This window comes from Paenibacillus sp. FSL M7-0656, assembly GCF_038003225.1.
Classification (GTDB): domain Bacteria; phylum Bacillota; class Bacilli; order Paenibacillales; family Paenibacillaceae; genus Paenibacillus; species Paenibacillus amylolyticus.
Map to the genome: position 1 here is coordinate 821,425 of NZ_JBBOOT010000001.1, position 19,231 is coordinate 840,655.

General features: G+C 44.1%; 13 protein-coding genes. 2 read left to right on the forward strand and 11 right to left on the reverse strand.

Annotated elements, in window-relative coordinates; genetic code table 11:
* The first annotated feature begins 11 nt into the window (after positions 1–11).
* Entirely contained in the window at positions 12–632 is a 621-nt protein-coding gene (locus MHI01_RS03500; protein ID WP_340982540.1) for a TetR/AcrR family transcriptional regulator, read from the forward strand.
* A gap of 90 nt (positions 633–722) precedes the next feature.
* Here MHI01_RS03500 and MHI01_RS03505 read toward each other — a convergent pair whose 3' ends face one another.
* The 8 genes from MHI01_RS03505 to MHI01_RS03540 all read right to left on the reverse strand — a co-directional run bounded on the left by MHI01_RS03505 (position 723) and on the right by MHI01_RS03540 (position 14,175).
* Entirely contained in the window at positions 723–2,984 is a 2,262-nt protein-coding gene (locus MHI01_RS03505) for a glycoside hydrolase family 3 N-terminal domain-containing protein (RefSeq protein ID WP_340982541.1), read from the reverse strand.
* 98 nt (positions 2,985–3,082) lie between these two features.
* Positions 3,083–4,003 (reverse strand): carbohydrate ABC transporter permease, encoded by a 921-nt coding sequence (locus MHI01_RS03510; RefSeq protein WP_036615816.1) that lies wholly within the window; start codon positions 4,001–4,003, stop codon positions 3,083–3,085.
* A gap of 15 nt (positions 4,004–4,018) precedes the next feature.
* Positions 4,019–4,960 (reverse strand): ABC transporter permease, encoded by a 942-nt coding sequence (locus MHI01_RS03515; RefSeq protein ID WP_047844314.1) that lies wholly within the window; start codon positions 4,958–4,960, stop codon positions 4,019–4,021.
* Positions 4,961–5,281: 321 nt separating this feature from the next.
* The gene (locus MHI01_RS03520; RefSeq protein WP_036671156.1) at positions 5,282–6,958 is read right to left on the reverse strand and encodes an ABC transporter substrate-binding protein; all 1,677 of its coding nucleotides are present in this window, start codon (positions 6,956–6,958) and stop codon (positions 5,282–5,284) included.
* Positions 6,959–7,000: 42 nt separating this feature from the next.
* Complete coding sequence (locus MHI01_RS03525) at positions 7,001–8,662, reverse strand: ABC transporter substrate-binding protein (protein ID WP_282321415.1); 1,662 nt, start codon at positions 8,660–8,662, stop codon at positions 7,001–7,003.
* A gap of 121 nt (positions 8,663–8,783) precedes the next feature.
* Complete coding sequence (locus tag MHI01_RS03530; protein WP_340982542.1) at positions 8,784–10,499, reverse strand: sensor histidine kinase; 1,716 nt, start codon at positions 10,497–10,499, stop codon at positions 8,784–8,786.
* 5 nt (positions 10,500–10,504) lie between these two features.
* A complete protein-coding gene (locus tag MHI01_RS03535) occupies positions 10,505–12,091 on the reverse strand; it encodes a response regulator transcription factor (RefSeq protein ID WP_340982543.1) in 1,587 nt (528 codons plus the stop codon).
* Between the two features lie 101 nt (positions 12,092–12,192).
* Positions 12,193–14,175 (reverse strand): hypothetical protein, encoded by a 1,983-nt coding sequence (locus MHI01_RS03540; protein WP_340982544.1) that lies wholly within the window; start codon positions 14,173–14,175, stop codon positions 12,193–12,195.
* Between the two features lie 159 nt (positions 14,176–14,334).
* Between MHI01_RS03540 and MHI01_RS03545 the strand changes: the two genes are divergently transcribed.
* Positions 14,335–15,189, forward strand: a complete 855-nt coding sequence (locus tag MHI01_RS03545; RefSeq protein WP_340982545.1) for an AraC family transcriptional regulator — start codon at positions 14,335–14,337, stop codon at positions 15,187–15,189.
* A gap of 118 nt (positions 15,190–15,307) precedes the next feature.
* Here MHI01_RS03545 and MHI01_RS03550 read toward each other — a convergent pair whose 3' ends face one another.
* The 3 genes from MHI01_RS03550 to nfsA all read right to left on the reverse strand — a co-directional run bounded on the left by MHI01_RS03550 (position 15,308) and on the right by nfsA (position 19,217).
* The gene (locus MHI01_RS03550) at positions 15,308–17,626 is read right to left on the reverse strand and encodes a glycoside hydrolase family 95 protein (RefSeq protein ID WP_340982546.1); all 2,319 of its coding nucleotides are present in this window, start codon (positions 17,624–17,626) and stop codon (positions 15,308–15,310) included.
* A 287-nt stretch (positions 17,627–17,913) separates the two neighbouring features.
* Positions 17,914–18,339, reverse strand: coding sequence for a MarR family winged helix-turn-helix transcriptional regulator (locus MHI01_RS03555; RefSeq protein ID WP_127548544.1), 426 nt, complete (start codon positions 18,337–18,339; stop codon positions 17,914–17,916).
* 137 nt (positions 18,340–18,476) lie between these two features.
* Complete coding sequence (gene nfsA / locus MHI01_RS03560) at positions 18,477–19,217, reverse strand: oxygen-insensitive NADPH nitroreductase (protein ID WP_340982547.1); 741 nt, start codon at positions 19,215–19,217, stop codon at positions 18,477–18,479.
* Positions 19,218–19,231 lie beyond the last annotated feature (14 nt).

Genomic DNA, 19,231 nt, shown 5'->3' on the forward strand with positions numbered 1-19,231 from the left:
GGCATCAACAATTGGGAAATAAACATCGTGATGATTTGATTGCAGCAGGTAAGGAGCTTTTTTTGAAATATGGATTGCTCCAGGTGAAGATTAAGGATGTATGTACGAAAGCTGAACTTAGTAGAGTGACCTTTTATAAACATTTCCAGTCAATGGATGAACTTCTTCTAGCCATTCAGATGCAACTGATCGAACATTTAACGGATGAGGTTAGCCGTGCTTCAACGAAGGACTTAAACGGGCGGGAACAACTCACGGTTATGTTGAATGCATGGGTTGTTTATGCCGAGAATCATCCAGACTACATCCGGTTTATTCAATTGTTTGATATCAACTATGAGATGTATGATTTTAGCCCTGAATTAAGAGAAGAGTATGATAAGTTCAACCAGAACGGGAAAGAAAATCATTTCCTGATGGACGCTTTATCCCAAGGTGTTGTTGACGGCAGTATTAAGAATCCGTCCCCTCCGCTGGATCTGGCTCAGTTTATCTTCACAACGATGATGGGCATGCTCCAGCGCATGGTAACTATTCGTGGTGCTCATGATAATTCATTGGATGTGCGGATGACGGAGCAATTTGTGAAGATGCTGCTTCATTTTGTTTGTAGCGAAGAAATACCCGAGTGATGGCATGGTACATGGATCGATAAAACAAAAGTTTGAAATAAAAAACGGATTCCGTATGCTGGAATCCGTTTTTTCTTCATTAATTAAGCGTTAATCCGTTAGTACGGGTAATTGTCCTCCAGCTTTCAGTTGACCAAGCAATACTTTGATCCCGGCAGACGTATTTGGCTCCTGCTTTCCATACACAGCAATTCCTGAGCGCACGTTCTGCAAATAGATCGTTTCGTAAGGGTTACCAAGAGACAACAGCGTGTATCGCTGATTACTCTTGTTCATTGCATTAATCAAGGTTTGATAATCACTCCACCCGAACTGGCTGGCCACATTGCGGAATTGGTAAGAAGCAAGAATGACATAATTGGCTTTGCCAATCGCCTGGAGCGTTTCATTCATGTTGCCTTGTCCAACAAGTGATATTTCAGTCTTTAACGACAGGTTATTAGCGGCTTGCAACAGTTGTTTCTCAAGCTGTTTCGCCTGTTCCTGCTCGGCTGCGACAATAACAACCCGGTCGCCTTGCCGAATTGGATCAGGAAGCACACCTTCGCGACTGCTGAGTACAGTGACCGCTCGCTCTGCGATTGTCTGCTCCACTGCTCGGTGCGCCTTCGATCCGATGATACCGTTAAGCTGAGTTAGCTTTTGCGCAAGAGTTTGACTGCGTTCAAATAAACCATATTTCGCTTTCATCTCCAAGATTCGTTTCACAGATGCATGTATGGTTTCATCCTTGATCGTTCCATTGTTCACCGCGTTTACCAGCGTTTGATGGGCCGCTGCTGAATTTTTTGGCATAAGGATGATATCAATCCCTGCGGAAACGGCTCGTTCTACCGATTGATTCTCCCCAAAATGCTCTGCAATTGCATTCATGGTAAAGGCATCCGACACAATGAGACCTTCGTATCCCAGCTCTCCGCGAAGCAGTCCTGTCAGTACCTTTTTCGATAAGGTGGCAGGAATCGGCACACGTTCACCGTCTTTGAGAGAAATGACTTGTTCGTTGTCTATGGCAGGGAAAGCAATATGTGCGGTCATAATCATCTCTACACCATTTTCAATCGCAGCCCGAAACGGTTTTAATTCTACCGCATCAAGCCGTTCTCGGTTATGGGCAAGCATAGGCATACCAAGATGGGAATCTACCGTTGTATCTCCATGTCCCGGAAAATGCTTAACTGCCGCCATCACCCCTGATTGCTGTAGCCCTTTTATCGTTGCCAGACCAAGCCGTGTTACCAAGTCCGCCTTCGAGCCAAACGACCGTATACCAATGATGGGGTTATCTGGATTGCTGTTGATGTCCAGCACTGGCGCAAAATTGATCTGCAATCCCAGTGCCTTCAGCTCCTCTCCTGTCAGCTGACCAGCTGCTTCGGCTAGTCTTGCATCTCCAGTTGCACCAAGCGCCATCTGACCTGGCAGGTTCGTACCGCCTGGTATTCGCTTAATAACGCCACCTTCTTGGTCGATGCCAAGAAATAGAGGAATGTCACCTGTTTCTCTTTGTATATCATGTGTGAACGTTGTAAGCTGCGTCACGTCTACAATATTTTTGTCAAAAAGAATAAGTCCGCCCAAGTCCTGATCATGGATCGTGCGTTTCAGCCCCTCATTAACGGTCGTTGTCGCTTTACCATTCCATTGCCTAATGTCAGGCATAAGCATCTGACCAACTTGCTCACTTACCGTCATATAGGATATCAGTTTATCCCAATCTTGTGTCCGAATGGCCGCTTCACGTTCGAAGCGAATTACTCTCGCCATAAATACGGCATATTCAGCGCGCGTGACAGCTTGATTCGGACGGAAGGTGGCATCTGAATAACCACCGACCAAGCCGTTTGAACTCATAATAAGAATGGGTGCTGCTGCCCAATGCCTGTCCGTATCTGTCCATTTTGCGGGGTTCTTACCTTCCGCGAGTGCATATGCCCGTGTAAGGAAGGCCGCAGTCTCTGCGCGGCTAAGTGGTGCATCCGGACGGAAAGTTCCGTTAGGAAAACCACTTGCAAGTCCATTTTTAGCAGCTATCATGATTTCTCGATGGAAAGGATGTGTAGTTGGAACATCGGAATAAGTTGTGCCTTCCACTGCTCTTTGAAGCTGATCTGAATAGAGCTCGCGCACCATAAAAGTGACAGCTTGTGCCCTTGTCACAAGTGCCTCTGGCTTGAAGATCCCATTGCCGTATCCGGCTACTGTTCCCCGTTTCGCCATATACGTGATGCCATCCTCTGCCCACTTTGAATACTTTAGATCAACAAACGTTTCTTCCGCAGCTGCCGTTCCCACCCCTATAAGCATAGAGCCAACAACGGCACCAATAATCGTCATCCATTTTACATGCATTTGTTTCACTCCTGTTGTATTCTATGGATGAATAGACGTTACTACGGTATAGTTTGTTGCGTTTTCATAAGTTCAATGAAATTATATTCAGGTCATGACTAACCCTTTACACCGCCAATCGTCATACCCTGGACAAAGTATTTCTGTAAGAACGGGTACACCATCAGAATAGGAACACTTGCAATAATGGTCATGGTCGCTCGAATCGAGGTTGGTGTGACCGCCGTTGCATTGCTTTCGGCAGACTGATAAGCATCACTTGCTGATGAAGTCGCTGAGGTCGTTGAAGTTTGCAGAATCTTCATCAACTCATATTGCAACGTGCTTAATTCTTTATTGGAAGAGTTGTACAGGAATACATCGAACCAGGAATTCCATTGTCCCACAGCTACAAAGAGTGATACGGTTGCCATTGCGGGAATCGTTAGCGGCAGGACAACGCGGATAAATGTCGTGAACTCCCCTGCCCCGTCAATACGGGCTGACTCCAGAATGCCTTCAGGAAGACCCTCAATAAATGAACGGATGACGATCATATTGAAGACACCGATTACACCCGGAATGATATATACCCAGAAGGAACCGATCAATCCAAGGTCTCGAATCAGCAGATAACCGGGGATCAACCCCCCGCTGAAATACATGGTGAATACAAAAAACATCGTAACAAACTTGCGAAGCACAAATTCCTGACGACTAACCGTATACGCGAGCATGGCTGTACAGAAGACGGACACCACGGTTCCAATGATCGTACGCAGCGCCGAGATCAGAGTTGCGTGATAAATATCGGATTCGCCAAAAATGTATTTGTAGTTGTCCAGTGTCCATACACGAGGCCATAGATATATTCCACCCCGAATGGCATCATTTGCATTATTGAAAGATACGGCAATCATATTAACAAAGGGATAGATCGTCACAATCATCAGACATACCATGAAGATGATGTTAAAAGTGTCAAACGCTCGATCCCCGGTGCTGCTATTCCGCAAGCGGGATGTGTTTCCTTTACGCATGGCATAGGCCTCCTTTTAGAATAGTCTGCTCTCTCCCATTTTTTTCGCTATATAGTTCGCTGAGAAAAGGAAGATGAAGCTGACCACCGTTTTGAATATGCCAGCTGCTGTACCTAAGGAAAAGTTCCCCATCCCTAATCCATATTTGAGTACAAAGATGTCCAGATTCTCCGAATAGTCCATATTCATCCCGTTACCCAGCAGATATTGCGGTTCGAATCCGGATTCAAGAATACTTCCCATGTTCATGATCAACAAGATCACAATAACCGGTTTCAAGCCAGGCAGGGTGATATATAACATCCGTTTGAAGCGACTGGCTCCATCAATCTCGGCAGCCTCATATTGCGCCGGATCAATTGCCGTAATTGCTGCCAGATAGATAATGGTGTTCCAACCGACATCTTTCCAGACCTCAGTTGCCCCCAGAATACCCCAGAAGTATTCTCCTTTCCCCATCCATAGTACCGGACTGTCAATCAGGTGAAGCTTCATCAGCAACAGATTGATAATTCCGTCTGGTGACAGGACTGTTAATACAATGCTGGAAGCAACAACCCACGAGATAAAGTGAGGCAGATAACTGACGGTTTGCACAAAACGTTTAAATATGACATTTTTCAGCTCATTCAACAAGAGAGCCAGCGTAATTGCTGTCACAAATCCCAACACCAGTTTAATGGAACTCATAACGAGTGTATTTCGCAGCACCCGGTAGAAGGTATTGTCTTCAAATAACGTACTAAAATGTTGCCAACCTACCCATTGCTGATCCGAGAAGGACCTTGCCGGTTTGAAATTCTGAAAAGCCATGGTCCATCCCCATAACGGCAGGTACTTGAAGATAAAAGCCCAGATGACAAAAGGAATACACATCCAGGCAAGCGTTCGTTGCTGCACAAGTCGCTTAAAGAACGAGTGTGCTCTGGTTCCCTTCGGACTCGAGGCTGGAGGCATCGAGTTAAGGGAGACATTAGGTTTCTCCACGGTGAACCTGCTCCTTTCCTGTGCTGTTATTCATGCGAGGAGAAGCCGGAGTTTATGCTCTTTCGTCTTCTCCTGCGCATGTAACAGTTTGTTTTAAAGAGGTTGTTCAAAAAGTCCGCTTTTGATTACGAAAGACGCCTTGCGGCATCATCAGCATCGAATATGGAATTCAGCCGAAATGTCCGTTGCTCACGTAGTTTTCCCTACGCTCCGCTACTCCATTTCTAGCTTCATCCCATCTTCTTGGTACTGAAAACCGGTCTTATTGAACACGCACTTAAAGTGTTCGTATTACCATTTTCCTGCAACACGATCCTTCACAACTTTGGTAATGGTCGCTTCATAACCAGCTTTGTCCAATTTGTTCAATTCAGCCATATAGGCATCCCACAGCTTATCAAAATTCGATGGCGCTCCCAAGATCATCTCCGGCAAGTATTTACGTTGCAAATCATCCGATTTGGTCGTGAAGATCTGTTCAGGTGATCCTTGCTCCAATGCGATGGACCATGCCGGGAACCAAGGCCGCTCTTCCGGTTTGTTAAACAATTCACTAAAGGTTTGGATACCGTAGGCTTCAAGGAATTTCTTATCTCCCTCGGTGTAAGATGCAGCGGCCACTTCCGGCTGGTTGCCAGGGCTATAAGCGTTACCATCGGTTAGTGTAGATTCACCGCCATATTTCGGCCAGTCTGTCCCAAAGTAGGTGAACCCGAATTTACGGCTGAGCTCCAGATCATCATGAGCCTTGCGTTGATCTTCATTTGCATAATAGAATCGGCCCTTTTCATCCACACTGTACGTCTCATCCTTGATTCCCCATTGCACCAGAACCTGATTCTCTTCCTTCAGCAAATTATCAAAATATTTGATGATACGAACAGGGTCTTTGGCATTCACCGAGATGCCTGTTGCATAGTTGTTGACAAAGCCCGGAGGATCAACATACTGATCCTTAATTCCTTCATCAAACACAATCGGAAGTGGAGCGTAGCGCTTCTCATCAATGCCTGCCGAGAGCAGGTTTTTCGACGCATCTCCAATTTGCCAGCCGTAATTGAAGTATCCTAGCACACGACCCGAAGTCAGCTTGGCCAAATACTGGTCTTTGTTCATCGTAAAGGATTCTGGATCAAGCATGCCTTGAGCATTGATTTCATTTAACTTCTGAATCCATTTTTTCTGAGCATCTGTTCCCGCGACGACTTTTGCTTCATGGGTTGTCATGTCCACCATGACACTGCCATCGTTCGGATAACCGGCGAGATGCATCGCTGGATTTTGCAAGGTGAAGAAGTTATTGGCCACACCCGCAAGTGACACAAATCCGATCGTCTCTGCACCGTCGACAGTTGGATGTTTTTCCTTATAATCCTGAATTAGATCAAAATATTCATCCAGTGTAGTGATCTTGGGATAATCAAACTCTTTGAGCACAGATCGTTGAATCCAGAAAGCTCCTCCGCCCACATTTGGGCTACCTGAATACTCACCCTGATTAGCCGTATAAGGCAGGGCATAGATTTTTCCATCTTCGGCATTTTTCATTTTATCGAAATATGGTCCATACACCCTTTTGATATTAGGACCGTATTCCTCAATCAGATCATCCAGCGGAATATAGGCACCTGCATCCAGTAACTTGGACATCTCACCACTGGAGCTAATGACATCAGGATAGTCTCCACTGGCAATCATGACACCGGCTTTTGTAGCACTATCACCTACCAGATATTCCATCTTCCAGTCCACACCCGTCTGCTCTTGCAACGCTTTACCGATGGTAGTTTCGCTTGCCAGAACATCCTTCTTGCCTGGAGAGAACATGTAATAAGAGAACGTGACTGGACTGTTCTCATCATCACCTGTGGCTGAAGGCGCTGATGACGAACTGTTTTGACTGCACCCAGCCAGCAAAGCTGTTAGTAATACAGCTAAACCCGCTGTTCTAAATTTTGGTTTTAACATGTGAATATTCCCCCGTTCCGTGTTTTCTCTCGTGGATTACACTCACCATTTGCCAGCTACACGATCCTTAACTGCCTGTGTTATCGTAGCTTCGTATGTTTTCTTGTCGAGTTGATTCAATTGACTCATATATTCATTCCATGTGTTCTCGAAAGTGGAAGGCGAATCCATAATCATTTTGGGTAAATATTTCTTCTGGAGGTCTTCTGCCTTGGTGATAAAAATCTGTTCAGGAGAGCCCTGCTCCAGTGCAATAGACCAAGCAGGAGACCAAGGACGCTCATCCGGTGTGCTGAATAGTTCTGTGAATGTCTCCACACCATATTTCTCTAACAACAGCTTGTCACCGTCCGTGTAACTAAAGGTAGCCACTTCTGGTTGGTTGCCCGGTCCATAGGCGTTGCCATCCTCCAGCACGGAGTTATTCCCGTAACGAGGCCAGCTGTAATTAAAATAGTCAAAGCCGAATTTACGACTTAATTCTGGATCTTCATGTGCCTTGCGTTGGTCATCATTTTCAAAGTAAAAGCGACCCTCATCATTCACACTATACGTCTCGTTCTCAACACCCCATTGAACCAGAATCTGGTTTTCTTCCTTGAGCAAATTATCAAAATATTTAATAATTCGCACGGGATCTTTAGCATTTACGGTAATTCCCACACCGTAGTTGTTCACAAAACCTGGCGGGTCCACATACTGGTCTTTGACACTGTCATCAAATACGATCGGGAGAGATACGTATCGTTTATCGTCAATACCAGCCTTCTTGAGGTTGTTCGTTGCATCTCCAACTTGCCAGGAGTAACTGAAATATCCCAGCACCCGACCGGACGTCAACTTGGCGAGATACTGATCCTGGTTCATTGTGAAGGATTCTGGATCAAACATCCCCTGTGCGTTAACCTCGTTCAGCTTCTGAATCCATTGTTTCTGATAATCAGATCCGGCTACCAGTTTGGCTTCATGACTCTGCATATCCACCATCACACTGCCATCGTTTGGATAACCTGCCAGATGCATAGCCGGATTTAGCAAGGTGAAAAAGCTGCCCGATTCACCAGCAAGTGTGGCGAAGCCGATGGTTTCTTTTCCATCGATCTGCGGATGCTTTTGCTTGTATTGCTCAATCAAGTCAAAATATTCGTCCAGCGTTTTGATCTTGGGATAGTTAAACTCTTTTAACACAGCACGCTGAATATAAAAGCCGGTCTGAAAATTAGGCTCTGACACATAACCGATGTTGGCAGTGTATGGCAAGAAGTATATCTTTCCATCCTCCTGTCTGAATTTGTCCATATAAGACCCGTATACCCGCTTGATGTTAGGCCCGTATTGATCGATCAGTTCATCCAGCGGGATAAAAGATCCTGCATCCATCAATTTGGCCATTTCACCACTGGAGTCGATGATGTCGGGGTAATCCCCACTCGCAATCATTACACCTGCCTTGGTTGCACCGTCACCGACCAGATATTCCATCTTCCAGTCAACGCCTGTTTGTTCCTGTAGCTTCTTGCCAATGGTCGTGCTGCTTGCCAGAATGTCCTTCTTGCCACCGCCAAACGTGAAATATTTAAAGGTGACCGGGGTGTTGTCATTACTGTCAGGATAGGAGGCTTCCGGGCTGGCTTTATTACAACCTGCCAGGGTTACAGCCAGTAAAATGGCCAGACCTGTTATAATGTTTTTTTTTCTAAACATGTAGCAAATGCCCCCTTAAAGTATTGTTTGTGTCTTTAAGCCTTCTCAATATATCAAGATAGCGCTTTCAAAGTTACCCATGAAAGTGTACCTCCTACTTTGAAAAGTATATCCCTCGTATTTAGTCGCCTGGCATGGCTGATGGATCAAGTGGGAGCTTAATTTGGATATGCGTACCTTCTCCTTCCCATGTCTGGATGTCGAATGTAAAGTCATTTTTATAACAAAGTTTTAAGCGACTATACGCATTTTTCATGCCAACATGCTCTCCCATATCGGTGTTTTGATCCAGGTAACTTAGCAACTCTTCCAATTTAGCTTGTGACATCCCTATACCGTTATCCGTTAGTCTGATATGGAGCTGGTCATTATCCATTGAAACGAAGAGTTGAATGATGCCTACACCCGGAGATGACTCAATTCCATGAATACTTGCATTTTCAACAAAGGGAAGGATAACCATCTTGGGGATTCGGTACATCAGTACCGCAGGATCTGCCTCAATGGTATATTGGAGTTTTTCTCCAAAGCGGTATTTTTGAATTTGCAAAAAACTCTCGATGAGTTCCAATTCTTCCTTCACTGTCACATCATTCTGATTCCAACTAATCGACTTGCGGAACATCTTGGCCATATTATGCACGATTTTGGCAGTCTCTTTCTCACCTTTGATGAGGCTTCGCATACGTACCGACTCCAGCGTATTAAACAAAAAATGTGGGTTGATCTGACTATGGAGCGCATGAAGTTGTGCTTCCTGCTGCTTCAACTCCAGGTCTTTCTTTTGGATGTCGGCGAGATATACCTCATGAATCAGGTTATGGATCGTCTCGGTCATTCGATTAAATTCCATCGTGAGTTGACCTATTTCATCTCTTGCATCTTCAGGCGGAATCGTCTGGAAATTCTGTGTTTTTACTTTTTTCATATGTTTTAGAATACGCACCAGCCTGACATGGATGGATCTGGACATCGCCGCGATGATAATAGAAGGCAGGACAAAATTAATGCAAGCCAGCCATACGACGAAAGAACGGGACTTCCGCACCTCCTTCAACACAATTTCTTCATCCATCACTCCATGCAGGGACCACCCTTCCAGATAGTTAATACCTGTATACGTAAGTTCAAAGGGAATCATTTTGTTCGGAAACTGGATCTCGCTGTAACGTTTCCCTATCTGAGCTTCTTCTGCTGTAGGATCATTTGAAAATTGGATGTGTCCCCCCGGATCAAGAAGATACACTTTTCCATCAAATCCGCTGTTGTGGAAATACTGCTTGATCATATCCATATTCAGGTCAATTTTAAGTAACTGCTCTCTCCCCCCAGTGTCCAGATTGTCGAGCCTTTGAACCAGACTTAACATCTGATCCGATGAGATCAATGCCGGATAAGGGGCGGAGTATGCCTGAAATTGAACGTACCAGTCCGAGTTGCGGACATCGTCAGTTAAACGATCAATATAACCGGAAGATAAAATGGTAGAATTATCGGTATACACTTGATACCAGCGAATTCCCTGATTCATTTGACCGGAGAATTGCCCTTTTAGATAGGAATTATAAGCGTCAATATACTCAAAATGACTTTGAAATGAACGGGAGATGGTGTCATTGAATACAGGGTCAGTATATAACGAATAAGAGAGGCCGACGCCCTGATCAATGGTTACTCGCAGGTCGTTCTTCAGATTGTTCAAGGCCATGCCTGCATCACGAGTTTTCTGACTACGAATATTGGCGGATGTGACATTGTAAAACACCACATTGGTAACAACGATGGGAATAAATACAGATAAGACATACATAAGCAGTAGCTTATCTCGAAGCTTCATGTAATTCAGGTTCCATCTTGGCATTGTGCACCTCGCTGCTCATTTCCCATAAGGAGATTGCGATACTCTGTAGGCGATAACTTAACCAGTTTCTCAAACTGGGTTACAAAATAATCCGCATTCTGAAATCCTACACGTGCAGCAACCTCGTACATTCTCAGATCCGTCTGGCGCAATAACTTCTTCGCTTCATGAATCCGCAGGTTGAGCAGATAGTCATTGAAATATTGATTGTAGCTTTTGCGGAATAATCGCCCAAGATAAACGGGATTCATATAGAAGAGCGCAGCAATGCTTTTGAGATTGATGTTCTCGGTATAATTTGCATCAATATATCGTTTGATCTTGCTGATATCCCCTTTGGATCGTTCCATCCGCAGATGAGAGACATAATCCTCGGCTTCCTCCAGCGCGATGAGAAAAGCATCTTTCAATAGTCGTAAATTCCAACCTTCATGACTTTGTTGTGCCAGCTCCTTTAGCTGCTGTAGACCTTCATCATTACCACCCATTTCATGGACCACAGCGAGAATACCCGTTATATAACGCAAGAGAGAACCCGATACAGCTTGAGGAGAAAATCGATTCACATGAAACAATTTGAATTTCTCTTCTACAATCTTGTGGTAAGCTGACCTATTCCCCTCTTCCAGGCTCAGAATTAATTGATCCACCTCGTCTTGGTATACATTAAAAACAAACAGCGGTTTGTCCTTGATCTCGGTATAACGTACGACACCACCAGTTTCAGCATATTTATGCTTGGCTGCTTCTTCAGCCGCCATAAGGGATTGTGTGACATCACCAATTTCTTTGACGAGTGTTCCTGCGTAAAGACCGATATCCAGGTTGAACCTTTTGCTCAGTGTTATATGAATATTATGCAGGTTATCCTGTAACGCCGAGTCTCCTTGATGATGATCAGGCCACAACAGTAATAAAGCAAACGTGCCGCGTTGTTGCTCACTGATGAACATTTTACATAAATTACTCTCCAGAGAATGTACTGCTTCACGTAGCTGTTCAATCGTAATTTTAATTGCATCTAATCCGGTCTGAAGTTCAATCAAAGTTATGAGCAGACTGGAGTTACGATTGATGCCAAGCATCTCGGCATATCGATGTTCATCCTCCTTCTGTACATGGCCTTTGATCACATCCTCCAGCATGATGTTACTGGCCTGTCCCTCAGTCCAAAGAATATGTTTTCTTTTATTGCAAATCAGATTAGCTGACTTCTGCAACGTCGCCGTCAGTTCTTCATCATCAATAGGCTTCAGGATATAGTCATGAACACCGTACCTGATTGCCTGCTGTGCATATTTGAAGTCATGATAACCACTGATGATAATGAACACAGGTTCCAGATGTGGTATTTTCTCTACGGCACGTATCAGTTCCAGTCCATCCAGGATTGGCATACGGATATCTGTAATAATCACGTCTGGTTGCAGGCTTTCAATCAGATTTAATGCCTCTACACCGTTCTCTGCCTCTCCGATAATCTCCATATTAAGATCCATCCAATTTATGAGTTCATACAGCCCCTTTCGTATATACATCTCGTCATCTACCAGTAATACTTTTAACATCCGTGTGTCCCCTTTCCTCCAACGAAAATAAACCGCCGGTAGCGTGTCTCCCTATCGGCGGAATCTAATATGGTGACTGTTGTAGTTATTGCATAATAAATTCATTCATGTCGTGCATAATCCCAATAGTCGCCAACGAGACCTTCAATGATCGATCCACTAGCCCATGGCATCAGGCAAAACCAGGTGCTGGCTGGCGTACCATCCGCATATTTTTCAGTGACCAGTCCTTCCGAATGACAGAAGCGTTCAGACATCCATCCTTTTTTGCCATAGCCGAATTCTTGATCATAACGATTATAGGTCTGACAACCCCACCCGATGGTGTCCATCATACGTTGACGAACATAATTCTCTTCCCGCTGTCCAACATAATACAACAGCTCATCCACTAGATTGCTGGACATGGGGTGAATATGCGGATTAGCTACTGAAGTAACACTTCCCCCGGAACTGGACCAGCCTAATGTACTGAGTGGAGGAATCTTAATAGGTGAGTTGTAACAAAATTTGAAGCTGAATTCATAACTGATCGCATCTCTCATGTGATCTAGATATAGCTCGTCACCGGTCAACGCGTGCAGAAACCGAACAGCTTTGATGTAAGCCAAAATGCCTTCCGAATCCACTGCCTTGTCCGCATCCAGTGGAGCGCCGTAACATTCCATGTGTTGCACATAGGTGTTGTAATAGTGGGCTTCACTGCGTCTGAGCTCTTCCAGAGAAGATTCATCATGGGTTAACCAACAGTGATATGCCTTGGCAGCAAGACACCAGACTCCACTAAAAGCATCATATTCAAGACCTGCTCCGGTCCGCTCTGACAAAATGGTGGGATATTCTCCATCCGTATTTTTCGTGCACTCCAGACGATCAAGTATTTGTTTGACGTAAGAAAGCCAATCATCGTGTCTCACATTTCGAATGCGCTTCTCATAATCGTAGCTTTTCAGAATGTAGAACATCGCTTGAGCTACAAGGTAAGAGGAATGTCCTGGGGTACGCATGCCGTCGAACCACCAGCCTTTAACACTCCAGATCCCATCCTGATAAGCGTCATACGGAAGTCCGGATTCGGGATTCATGGCATTCTCGATAATATTGGTAATACAGGATAACGCCTGCTGTCGCATGGGCTCATTATTCAGGCGCAGTGCGGCCATAAGCATTGGTACAGCTATGGTCATACCATTTGTCCAACTGATTGAGATAATTTTGTTGTATCGGTAGCCACTGGTTTTAGCAGCATCTTCATATACAAATGTAGAATAATGACAATCCTCCGGAAGCCAGGCAAACTCATAGATGGCATTGGACAAATCCGTTACCGTTGTCTGAATGTCACTTCCTTCTCTTGGTTTTTCGTGATATCTCTTATAGATTGTTTCCAGTGCTGGATTGATGCCCAGTTCTGATTCAGACTCGTAGTTATATAGTTCAAGTGTGAGCCTGACCGATTCACCTGCCGCAAGTTCAAAACAGTTTTCTCCAAGGGCAGCTCGCTCGTGGACAAGTCTGGATTTGATAAATAACAATGGAGCATTCTCATATCCCAACGTATATCCGACCGTACCCTTTTCAATAGAACATGTGAATCCCCCATATTGCACAAAGTTTCCTTCCATTCCTGGATACCATTGCTGCTTCTGGTTTCCTGTATTGATCCAGTAGGGACTTGCGCTTAGACCAACAATCCGACCTTCATCATAGATAAGTGCAGCTGGATGAGACAGACGATCACTTCTTACCATCCACCAGGGTGATGAAGGACGAGAAGGACTGCCCTCCCTTAGCCTGGGGAACTCATTTGGAACATTCTGAGGTGCTTCGCCCCGGTTGCGGCCATACATAAATGCAGGCAAAAAAAACCTCGGATTCTGTTTGTCCAACGGCATTTCCACATGAATTACCCCTGCCCAGGCATTCTGGCCCTCGTTGTAAATCTGAATGTCGGCTTGCCATGGAGCTTCTGCACTGCCGTTTCCGCTTATTACTTTTACGCTAGCTTTGAGAGCATGCTTGTCCAATGCCGTGTACTCTACGTTGTCCTGCACTCTACTTCTAGCCGTGAAAATCAGATCCATCTTTTCCTCCAATCGCGTTGTACACACCTGAGTGGAAACGCTTGCAATTATGTGTCCATCATGCTAGGATGGTTACATTTTATAGGTTCACGTCTGCAATTTCATTGCACAAACGGCTATATTTATTGCGCGAAACGACAAGGAGGTCATATATCTGATATGAATGAGACTTCAGAATACCTGTTTGATCCAATCCAGAATGAGCTGTTGTACCTTCATCGCACCACCACCACGTATAATATGGGAACGTTTTATCATCGACATAATGCATACGAACTCTACTTATTTCTTCGTGGCAATGTAAACTTCTATATTGAGAACCGTTGTTACCATTTGCAACGTGGAGATCTGCTCGTTCTTAACCCGGAGGAGATGCACCGTTCCTTTGCCTTGGACAAAAACGAATATGAGAGAATCACCATAAATCTGAAAAAGTCATATCTGAACCGCTTGTCTACTTCAAGCACCAACTTATCCGCATGTTTCGACTACCGTCCCAAGGGTAAGGGTAATATCGTACATCTTGAAGAGGACGAACTTCAACGAGTGCTACAATTAGCTGGTGAACTTGAACAGTGTCTCTCATCAAGTGACTATGGAGCGGATATTCTGGGGAATATTTTGATTACACAGCTACTCCTTCTAACGAATCTAACTTTTCAAAATACGGATTTTGTTGCAACGGATATTATGCCTGAACTAGTTCGAAACACGATGGATTACATTGAATGTAATCTGACGAGGCAACTGACGCTCAAACAATTGTCAGAGGCTATGTTCACGAATAGCAGCTATATTAGTCGACAATTCAAAAAACATACCGGACTCACGATTCGAGCATACATTCTTAGTCGTCGTATAGAGCTGTCGAAATCTTATTTAATCGAAGGTTTAAGTATTACAGAGGCCTGTTATCAATCCGGTTTTGGAGATTATGCCAATTTTATTCGCAGCTTCACGAAGATGGTCGGCACTTCACCTGGTAAATTTGTTAAGTATGGAAGTCTTCTTTAAACATGGCATTGAGCAAAAACACGCCAACTCTTGCCTATATCTTATCTCAGCAAAGAAAAAGAGCGAATTTACCCGGCAATTTTGTCAGCCGGCATTCGCTCAGGTAATCGGTAAGATCTTATTTGTTATTCCATTTATCCCCTTTTAATTCAATCATAGCATTGGGGCCAGGAAAGGTTAATTCTATCTTTTGGTCCAGATAGGATACGGTTACTCTTGATTCTGCAATAGAGCGAATTCTGGTATTTAACAGACGACCATTTTCCCATTCCAGATCTATTTCAAATCCGCCACGAGCCCGAATACCACGAATATATCCTTTTGGCCACGCTGCTGGTAAAGCAGGTAACAATCTGATTACTTCGTTATGACTCTGGAGAAGCATCTCTGCTATCCCTGCAGTACCTCCAAAGTTCCCATCAATTTGAAATGGAGGATGGTCACAAAACAGATTGGGTAACGTGGAGGAACGTAGAAGTTCCACGACGTTATCGTGTGCAAGTTCCGACTCCTCTAATCGTGCCCACATGTTGAGAATCCACGCCCTGCTCCATCCTGTGTGTCCACCACCGTGTTCCAGTCTTCTGTCGAGTGTTACACGAGCTGCCTTGGCCAGGTCAGGCGTTGATTGCAACGTAATTTGCGTTCCAGGATGCAAAGCGAATAAATGGGAAATATGTCTGTGGCCAGGTTCCAATTCATCATAATCGTTACTCCATTCTTGGATCTGGCCATGTTTGCCAATGGAGGTCTCCGGTATTTTGGTTAAAGCACCACGGAGTACTTCTCCAAATTCCTGATCTTCTTGCAATATTCGGGTACTTTCAATGCAACGCGTGAAGAGTTCTCTAATAATCTGATTATCCATTGAAGCACCAAAACATAAAGCCCCCGACTCTCCATTATCTAATATATAGCGATTTTCCGGTGAGGACGAAGGACATATCACCCAATTGCCGGAAGGATCCTCTATTAGATAATCCAGAATAAAGATAGCCGCATCTTTCATCGTGGAGTAAACTTTTTTGAGAAATTGAACATCCTTATTGTATTCATAGTGGTCCCATAGATGTAATGAAAGCCATGCTCCTCCCATAGTCCAAAACGTCGATGTCATGCATACATCCTGCGGAGCAGCGTCTGCCCAGATATCCGAGTTGTGATGAGCAACGAATCCCTTGCAACCATACATGGTTCTAGCGGTTTCCTTTCCCCGGACTTGCAGTCGATCTATAAAATCAAACAATGGAACGTGACATTCAGACAGATTGCAGCTTTCTGCAGGCCAGTAGTTCATCTGTGTATTAATATTAATCGTATATTTGCTGTCCCATACAGGAAGCATGTCTTTATTCCATATCCCTTGAAGGTTTGCCGGTAAAGAACCTGGACGACTGCTTGAGATAAGCAGATAGCGACCAAATTGAAAGTATAGACTCATCAGTTCCGGATCATGCTGACCAGCTCTAAGCCGCTCAAGGCGCTGATCGATTGGAAGTTCGGAATATACAACATCTTTATTTTCATCTTCGAGATGGATATCCATCTTTCCGAATAAGGATTGATAGTCCGAGACATGATCGGCGAGCAGTTCGCTATATGGCTTTGTTGAAGCGGCCTCAATTCTTCGGAGGCACTCCGCTTCGAGTTTTTCCTTAGGTACTCGGAAATCCGTGCAAGCCGTGATTAGAATAGTCGCTGAATCACCATTCTTCAGAGAAAGCTGACCGCTTGAATAATGAACCTGCCCTCCTTCAGATATAAGGCGAATCGCACAACAAAATCGGATTCCTTCTTCTCCCCCACTTCTTCCCCGGATGATCAAGTCATTCGTTCCACGCTTCTCGATCCGGTCCAGATAGGATTGGAAACCAACAGGATGCTTAAGAATATCGGAATAGGATGTTGATTCCAGAACAGCTCCCCTGCCAAAAACAGTGGAGAATGATAACTTTCCAGGCACGCTAGATTTGAGATGAACAACGAGCACTTGATCCGGGTAGCTAGCAAAATAATCACGGCTGTAAATGGATTGATCTGCGGTATAATGCACGTTTACCTTGCCTTGTTCCAGATCGAGATGTCTTTGATATCCATTTGGTTCATGTTCACTGTGATCCATAGCGATATAGAAGTCCCCTAATGGCTCATAATGCCTTTGCCCGTCAGGAACACCTACCAGAGTATCTGCTGCGAGTTCTTCTGCTTCCCTAATCTTACCGTCAAAAATCAGGCTTCTGATCTGAGATAAAGATTCAAGTGCTTGAGGATTATTCCGCTGCATCGGTCCACCATACCACAGACTATCTTCATTAAGCTGAATTCTCTCAATCTGTCTTTTCCCAAAAATCATGCCTCCAAGAGTTCCATTTCCGATAGGCAATGCCTCTTCCCATGTTCCAGCAGGTTGATTAAACCAGATATTTTTGGTCTTCACGTTAAAACCTCCAACGAATTATAATTCCTCACATTTTCATGTTTAGTGTGTTCCGTTTGTATGTTCTTTCAGTGTACTGTAATCTCTTCAGCATCTAAATGAACAAAATTAACTTGAATTATCACAATCTTATCCCAACATTAGAGGTGTAATCGTGAATTCCGAAACTGACAGTACAAATTCTTTGTTCTGGACAGGGAAGTTTAGCTATTGGCAAATAAAAAAAGCCGCTATAATAGCGGCTCTGTTTCGTTCATTTAGTTAGCTTACGTGAAGCTTGGCATAAGTTATAAGATATTTTGCTCCATTTGTTGCATGAATTGTCTCAATATCAGCCGATCTTCCGAAGAAATGGATTGAAGTAGTTTCTCTTGCTGCTCTCTCCATTTATGCTCAACCGGTTTTTCTAATTCTTTGCCCTTATCGGTTAGAAAGATACGCATGATCCTTGCATCCTGTACATCACGCTTGCGATATATAAATCCGTTCTGCTCCAGTGATTTGACCATGTTTGTAACCGTTGGTGGTTCGCATTTCATATGTTCACTTAGTTGCATCTGTGTTACCCCATCACCCAACCACAGCCGGTACAACAGATTATCTTGTCCTACATAGAGATTAAGTTCCCGAAGAGATTCACTATAATTTCGTCGCATTTGGGAGGAAATTCGATCTAAAGACTGTCGAATTTCACAATCTACTGTATCTGTCATGAACGATCCCTCCCTACATCCGAATTATATTTAGCAGACTAAATGTATCATGGAGATATACAGGTGTCAATTCACCTTAGTGTCGTCTTTAAGGGCCTTTTCCTATCCAAGTTTCACCGGAAAGATTGGTTTAGTCCTTATTTTTTGGCAAAACCTTGCTTGTTCAAATAGGTCATCATTTGCGGTTGAATACTTCTCTCGAGGTGATCCTGGATATGGTCACTCCATCCTTTTACTTTTTTTACGGTGAAAGGGGCTCTCGTCGGACGATTTTCATAATACTTCAGCATGGTCTCATCATAGATTGCTAATTTCTCTTGATCCATTGGTTGGTATTGATTATCAAGCAATACCATGGATTGAGGGAGTCGAGGTTTCAGTTCCGGCTTATCTCCAGCTGGATTACCGATACATAACCCCACCAGAGGGATAACAAATTTAGGTAAATTCAATACGTCAGATAGTTCGCTAATATTAGCTCTGACCGCACCAATGAACACTCCGCCAAGTCCCAGCGATTCAGCCGCGGTTAACGCATTTTGTGCCATCAGGCCAGCATCGAATGAACCAATCAACAGAAATTCAATATATTCAATATCCACATCCGGAGCGATTTCATGATTTCGGTTGAAATCTGCACAGAAGATCCAGAATTCGGCCGCTTCTTCAATATAGGGTTGATCGACACACAGATGTCTGAGTTTTTTTCGAAGTACTGGATCTGTGATGCGTATAATGGATACCGCCTGCAGAAGACTGAACGATGAAGTTTGATTTGCTGCCTGAAATATTGCATCTATTTGTTCCTCAGTTAGGGGTTGAGATGTGTAAGAACGAAACGATGTATGGTTATGAAGCAATTCAATTGTGTTATTCATTAAAAAGCTCTCCT

What these genes read in the sequence shown, in the direction of transcription:
- MHI01_RS03505 (WP_340982541.1), bottom strand. Translation starts at nt 2,984, where the DNA reads ATGCATGTAAAATGGATGACGATTATTGGTGCCGTTGTTGGCTCTATG.
- MHI01_RS03510 (WP_036615816.1), bottom strand. Translation starts at nt 4,003, where the DNA reads ATGCGTAAAGGAAACACATCCCGCTTGCGGAATAGCAGCACCGGGGAT.
- MHI01_RS03515 (WP_047844314.1), bottom strand. Translation starts at nt 4,960, where the DNA reads ATGCCTCCAGCCTCGAGTCCGAAGGGAACCAGAGCACACTCGTTCTTT.
- MHI01_RS03520 (WP_036671156.1), bottom strand. Translation starts at nt 6,958, where the DNA reads ATGTTAAAACCAAAATTTAGAACAGCGGGTTTAGCTGTATTACTAACA.
- MHI01_RS03525 (WP_282321415.1), bottom strand. Translation starts at nt 8,662, where the DNA reads ATGTTTAGAAAAAAAAACATTATAACAGGTCTGGCCATTTTACTGGCT.
- MHI01_RS03530 (WP_340982542.1), bottom strand. Translation starts at nt 10,499, where the DNA reads ATGAAGCTTCGAGATAAGCTACTGCTTATGTATGTCTTATCTGTATTT.
- MHI01_RS03535 (WP_340982543.1), bottom strand. Translation starts at nt 12,091, where the DNA reads ATGTTAAAAGTATTACTGGTAGATGACGAGATGTATATACGAAAGGGG.
- MHI01_RS03540 (WP_340982544.1), bottom strand. Translation starts at nt 14,175, where the DNA reads ATGGATCTGATTTTCACGGCTAGAAGTAGAGTGCAGGACAACGTAGAG.
- MHI01_RS03545 (WP_340982545.1), top strand. Translation starts at nt 14,335, where the DNA reads ATGAATGAGACTTCAGAATACCTGTTTGATCCAATCCAGAATGAGCTG.
- MHI01_RS03555 (WP_127548544.1), bottom strand. Translation starts at nt 18,339, where the DNA reads ATGACAGATACAGTAGATTGTGAAATTCGACAGTCTTTAGATCGAATT.
- nfsA (WP_340982547.1), bottom strand. Translation starts at nt 19,217, where the DNA reads ATGAATAACACAATTGAATTGCTTCATAACCATACATCGTTTCGTTCT.